The sequence below is a fragment of the Microcystis sp. M109S1 genome (genome assembly GCF_020247025.1).
Lineage (GTDB): Bacteria > Cyanobacteriota > Cyanobacteriia > Cyanobacteriales > Microcystaceae > Microcystis.
This window is the reverse complement of the sequence record NZ_JADBRW010000298.1, coordinates 1-5916: the sequence shown is the minus strand read 5'-3', so window position 1 is coordinate 5916 and position 5916 is coordinate 1. Positions and strand designations below refer to the sequence as shown.

The window sequence follows — 5916 nt, the reverse complement described above, 5'->3', positions numbered from 1 at the left end:
GGCCGCAGGACTTGCGGTGTCAGTCTGTAGAGCGACCATAAGACCAGAACAGAGTAAATCTGTTAAGGCAGGTGCGGAACCCCGCAAGGGAAAGAAGCAGAAACCTAAATCGTGAGGTTTGGGAATCACCGTCCGTTTACAGCGGTGAGGATGTCAAAGCGGTTTGTCTGGAGAATCGATCGCCCCTAGGAATTTTTACTTTAAATCGAGCAAACCCTGTTCTTTTAACTTGGGATTAAAACGAATTTCCATCTGTACTCCCCGTTTTTCTAGGGTTGATAAAATATCGTTTTCTACTCGTCTGGATACCTGTTTTAATAACTTGATTTGCCCCAATTCGTCAGCACTTTGATAAAATTCTTTTTCTGTCTCAGTCATGGTTAATTTAGCATCAATTGGTTCTGTCCAGAGTTTTTCATTGCCGATTACTGCCTGACTTTCTCTTAGCCAAGCTTGTTTAATCGATTCGAGAATAGTCCGATTAGGACGATCAATCAACTGTATTTTTAGCCAATAACAAGCTTGGGGCTGTCGGGCAAGATGTTGTTTTAAACTGAGATAAATATCACGAGAATAGCCGACAAACTCTAAGACTTGTTCTCGATCAAAAATGGCATAAACCCCGATTTTCCCCTGGAAATCAGCACAGATATTACCCGTGGCATCTAGGTAGGGAATATATTCTAACTGTTCGAGATTAGCCAAAGTATCAGACTCATTCATAATTAATCGTCGCTAATTGGTTGGAGATAGCTAAATTATACCTAAGTTTGAATTTTATATTCCGGGCTGTGGCTAACCTACTATGGTAAATTAACAGTTAGACTGACAGTTTATCTGCCCAGGAGTAACCTAAAGGTTAATGGAGGCGGTGTGATCGTTTTCTGATTCTGGAAGGGTAAGAAGTTGACCGTTTTTGACAAGAGGTACTAGGAGCAAGTGTTAGTAAAGTTAATATTGATCAACTGCTTACCCTTTAAAATTGTGCCAAAAAGTTTTAGGCTAAATTAGTCCCCAAAAATGATCAATTCTCAATGCCTACTGGTTCTCTTAACGAAATTGTTCACGCGGCCCTAAGTGGTCAAGTGGTTTCTTTTCCCACGGATACAGTTCCCGCTTTAGCGGTTTCTCCCCCCTATTCTTCCCTGATTTTTGCCGCTAAAAAACGGACTTTTGATAAACCCTTAATTCTCATGGCGGCCTCAGCAGCAGATTTATGGGATTATGTCAAGGGAAATCAGGAAGAAAGGGAAATTTGGCAGCAAATGACCGAAAAACACTGGCCTGGGTCTCTAACTTTGGTTTTACCTGCTTCTGAAAAAGTACCAAAAGCTCTTAACCCTAAAAATCCTAGCACGATTGGTATCCGAGTTCCCGCTCATGCGATCGCACGAGAAATTCTTGGTCGAACTGGTGTTTTAGCGACCACAAGTGCTAATCTGTCAGGACAAGAGCCTTTATTGACTCCATCCGCGATTATGACTACTTTTCCCTCGGTGACGGTGTTAGCGCCCACAGAAAGGCAAGCATGGGGAATAATCAATAGTGGACAACCCTCCACCGTCGCGCGTTGGCAATGTCAAGGATGGGATGTCTTACGACAAGGGGCAGTTTTTCTGTAAATATGGACGATATTGACGCTTTAAAACGGGAATTACAGCAAACTCGCCTCGCTTATCACCTGGCTGTGGCAATTAATCACCTCAAAAGCAGTTTTTTGGGACGGGTTGCCCACGAATTGCGATCGCCATTGAGCAGTATGATCAGTCTCCATCAACTGATTCTCGCCGATCTTTGTGAAAGTCCGGCCGAAGAAAGGGAATTTATCGCCCAGGGGCAACTGGCGGGCTGTAAACTGATGGCAATGCTCGATGAGATGATTAATCTCTCCAAACTAGAGTCTGGTACTATACCTCTCGATCAAGAAATTTTTTCTTTAACTAAACTCTGGCAAGATTGGGCAAGTTTAACCTATTTACAGGCAGCTAATAGCAATATTAAGCTTAAATTTAGCCCTTTAACCGATGATATTGCTATTATTGCCGATTATCAACGTTTATCCTCCGCTCTTGTCCTTCTCGTCGATGCAGCGATCACCAACTTAGCGAGCGGCTCTATTTGTATATCGGTAAGCGCCCTTGGCGAGAAAAAAGTCACTATTACCCTAGAATTTCCGGGGGAAATCGCTCTCTGGCAAATGCCAGAAATTTCTCCTTTGAGTTTAGAATCAAAGCCAGAAGAAGTCAAACAATTTACCCAAGCTCTCGGTCTTTCTCCCGGTCTTAAATTCCAGTTAGCGAAAGGCATTATCGAAGTATCGGGGGGGGAAATGAGCTTAGATCAAATCGATAACAATAGTCAGGACAAGCTCACACGGATCGTTTTTTCTTTACCTCGATCGCCGGATAGGAAAACTCCTCGGGATAACGATTAAATAATACCATCGTCGTGGTGGCGTTGCTTTGGAAACCAATGCGCCGGTAAAAATTTTCTTGATTAGTAGTCATCAAATAGACTCTTTCCACCCGATTTATTCGGGGATGGGCCAAGACTGTTTCTACTAATTTACGCCCTAAACCCGCTCCCTGATAATCGGGATGAACGATCACATCCCAAATAGTTGCCCGATAAATGCCGTCGGAAGTGGCCCGAGCAAAACCAATTAATTGCCGCTCATTCCACACCGTCACCACTGGATCACTATAGTCAATTGCGGTTGCTAAATCTTCCAAACGGCGATCGATTGCCCAAAATGCGGTTAAATTAAATAATTCTCGTAGTTGCAATAGATCTATCTTGCTTTTATCCTCGTCAAACTGAATCTGACTACAATCAATCATGATATTTCCTTAGTCTAAGACTAAAAAATAGGAGAAGATATTTTTCCGAGAAAGAGGATTCACGCTCGATCGGACTGATTATGAGCAATTTCCCCTAATCTATCTATGTGTTTGATTATACTCAATGCCTCAGATAATCTCTAGTTGATTTATCGTGATTTCTTGACAAGTCATTAATCAGTGATCGGGAGTCGGTCGTCAGTGTTCAGGAGTCAGGAGGAGATAGGGTTTTGGGGTGATAGGGTTTTGGGGTGATAGGGTGATGAGACAGCTTCCCCACTTCCCCACTACCCCACTTCATAATTCATCATTCATAATTCATCATTTATAATTCCCACACCAATGCTTAACCATCAAAGATCTTCGCCAGTGTCTGTCATTTGTTTAGGGGAAATCCTCTCTGATCTAATTGCCGATCAAAGCGAGCGCTCTATAGAGCAAGTGACTTCTTGGACAACCTATGCCGGGGGTGCGCCGGCAAACGTGGCCTGTGGATTGCGAAAATTGGGCATAAATTCGGCTTTTATCGGTTGTGTGGGCAAAGATCAACGAGGGGAACAGTTAATCGCCTTGCTAGACGCTCTCGGAGTCGATACCACTGGTGTACAGTATCATGCCACCCTACCCACCCGACAAGTTTATGTCACCCGCGATGCTGGGGGAGACAGACATTTTGCGGGTTTTGGCGGCATTAAAACGACGGATTTTGCCGATACTGCCCTTAATGGTGACTTATTAGCCGAAAATATCTTTAAAAATGCCGATTATCTAGTTATGGGAACCCTAGGGTTAGCCTATCCCCCGGCGAGAGCGGCGATGATGCGCGCCCTCGAATTAGCTAAAATTTACGGGGTGAAAGTATTGATCGATATCAACTGGCGGCCGGTTTTTTGGCCTAATCTTGAGGCCGCTGCTGATCGGATTCGAGATTTTATCGTCCAGGCCGATTTGCTCAAATGTAGCGAGGAAGAAGCAGCATGGTTATTTTGCACTGATACCCCCGTCAGAATATCATCACAATACCCCAATTTAGGTGCAATTCTGGTTACTGGCGGCGCAAAAGGTTGTAAATATCATTTAGGCGAAAATAGCGGCACTGTTGAGGCTTTTCTGGGGGAGGTAGTGGATACAACTGGGGCAGGAGATGGCTTTGTAGCTGGTTTTTTAGCTCGTGCTAGTCTTGGAGGCGATCAAATCGGGGAAAATGCCGATTTAGCGCGTAATGCGGTGATTTATGCCTGTGCGGTGGGGGCAATGGTGACAAGGGCGGCAGGAGCGATCGCATCCCAACCGAATCGGGAACAGGTGGAGGAGTTTCTAGCGGCCTTTGATACTAAATCCTGTTTAAAAAGTATAGGATAGAAGGGATGGGGGATGGGGGATAGAGGGGAAACAATCCATAACTGGGTTTTTAAAGTTAGATCGGCAGTTAATCACAGGATTAAAAACGGATTTAGTATGACTCCTAGAAATTATACTAAATCCTGTTTAAAAAGTATAGGAGAGAAGGGATGGGGGATGGGGGGGAAACAATCCATAACTGGGTTTTTAAAGTTAGATCGGCAGTTAATCACAGGATTAAAAACGGATTTAGTATGACTCCTAGAAATTATACTAAATCCTGTTTAAAAAGTATAGGAGAGAAGGGATGGGGGATGGGGGATGGGGGATAGGGGATGGGGGATAGAGGGGAAACAATCCATAACTGGGTTTTTAAAGTTAGATCGGCAGTTAATCACAGGATTAAAAACGGATTTAGTATTATTTGCCAGTTTTTTGGTCAAACCAGTCTAAAACCCGATTCCATGCCCACCAGCGATCGCTATCGCCCCACTGACGCTGACAGGATAAACTGCTGATATAACCCACATGACCACCGTGGTTGGTTAAGAGTAGATCGACGTGGGGATTATCAGCGATCGCTGCTTGCAGATCGGGAATAACTGCGGGGGAAAAGAGGGGATCATCGGCTGCGTAGAGGATAAAAGTGGGTTTAGTTAAATAGGGTTGAAAGGGCAAGGGACTACTAGCGGCATAATAGTCATGCACTGTCTTAAATCCTAAGTTTTTAATCACTAATTCTCGATCGAATCCGGCAATCGTGGTGGCGCGAGTAATTGCTTGGGGATCGATATGATCGGGATGAGCTTGATGGATGCGTTTGGCTAACTTGCGTAATTCCCTGGCGATCGCTTTTTCCAAATGTTTCCCCCAGGGATCCTGGACGAGATAGGATAAAGAACGATTAGAGTCTAAATTAGGACAAATTACCGCACCACCACCGATATCGACGGGATCGATCCCCATATCTTCCTGATTCTCTACCGATTTAATTCCCCACAGGGCCAATTGTCCCCCCAGAGAGTAACCTGTGAACCAAAAAGGAGCAGGACAGCCCATTTTTTGAGCTTGGGCGGCAATATGAATGAAATCTAGCCCTTCATAGATGCCATCGGAGGTGAGAGTCGGGGATAATTCGGCTGTCTTACCGTGGGCGCGCCAATCGAAGAGGACGACTGCGTAGTTTCTCGCTACGGCTTTTCTGCCTAAAATTCTTAAAAACCATTGATTATCTAAGTCTCCCGTGATGCCGTAGGTCCCGATAATGGTTCCCTTCGCTTGTGGGGGAATGGAAAAAATCCCGTAGATGGGGACGGCATTGGCCCCGGTGAAAATGGTTTCTTGATAGACTGGTTCGGGAATAGCGATCGTATTTTGCCAGGTTTCTCGCGCTTTTAGGGACACATAGAGAGTCATGGCAAAACCGTTTTTCAGCAATGGGGGCGGAGTGTAGGTGAGATTATCAGTCTTCGTCCTAGGATGGGCAATCATAGCAGCACAGGGGAATCAAAAAGTCAAGAGGGGGAGACAAAAATTAACTTATCGAAAATTTGGGTTAAAACCCCGTCGTTTTACGACGGCTTTAAGCTACAATAGAAAAAGCGATAACCAAGCTAAAAACTGAACCTTGACCACAGATAGTAGGGGGTTTCGTTCAGAAAAGACTTCAAATTCGGCCTTGAACGAGTAAAACTTTCTAGGAAATAAGGTTGAACATGAGATTTTTTCGACTTGT

Annotated in this window: 6 protein-coding genes; 3 read left to right on the top strand and 3 right to left on the bottom strand. The window is 44.5% G+C overall.

The features are described from left to right. Positions 1-195: 195 nt before the first annotated feature. Entirely contained in the window at positions 196-723 is a 528-nt protein-coding gene (locus IM322_RS14965; RefSeq protein ID WP_287675844.1) for a GIY-YIG nuclease family protein, read from the bottom strand. Positions 724-1034: 311 nt separating this feature from the next. Between IM322_RS14965 and IM322_RS14960 the strand changes: the two genes are divergently transcribed. Together IM322_RS14960 and IM322_RS14955 are read left to right on the top strand one after the other, a co-directional pair. After that, on the top strand, positions 1035-1622 hold the full coding sequence (locus IM322_RS14960) for an L-threonylcarbamoyladenylate synthase (protein WP_287675843.1): 588 nt from the start codon (positions 1035-1037) through the stop codon (positions 1620-1622). Continuing rightward, positions 1577-2434, top strand: a complete 858-nt coding sequence (locus IM322_RS14955) for a sensor histidine kinase (protein WP_287675842.1) — start codon at positions 1577-1579, stop codon at positions 2432-2434. The genes IM322_RS14960 and IM322_RS14955 overlap by 46 nt, the downstream gene beginning before the upstream one ends. Here the strand turns inward: IM322_RS14955 and IM322_RS14950 are convergent. Further along, positions 2370-2840, bottom strand: coding sequence for a GNAT family N-acetyltransferase (locus IM322_RS14950; RefSeq protein ID WP_287675841.1), 471 nt, complete (start codon positions 2838-2840; stop codon positions 2370-2372). The genes IM322_RS14955 and IM322_RS14950 overlap by 65 nt on opposite strands. 342 nt (positions 2841-3182) lie before the next feature. On the opposite strand from IM322_RS14950, the gene IM322_RS14945 reads away from it, so the two are divergent. Next, on the top strand, positions 3183-4202 hold the full coding sequence (locus tag IM322_RS14945; RefSeq protein WP_287675840.1) for a carbohydrate kinase family protein: 1020 nt from the start codon (positions 3183-3185) through the stop codon (positions 4200-4202). Between the two features lie 399 nt (positions 4203-4601). Here the strand turns inward: IM322_RS14945 and IM322_RS14940 are convergent, their stop codons facing one another. Then, on the bottom strand, positions 4602-5672 hold the full coding sequence (locus tag IM322_RS14940; protein WP_287713249.1) for a YheT family hydrolase: 1071 nt from the start codon (positions 5670-5672) through the stop codon (positions 4602-4604). Positions 5673-5916: the final 244 nt, after the last annotated feature.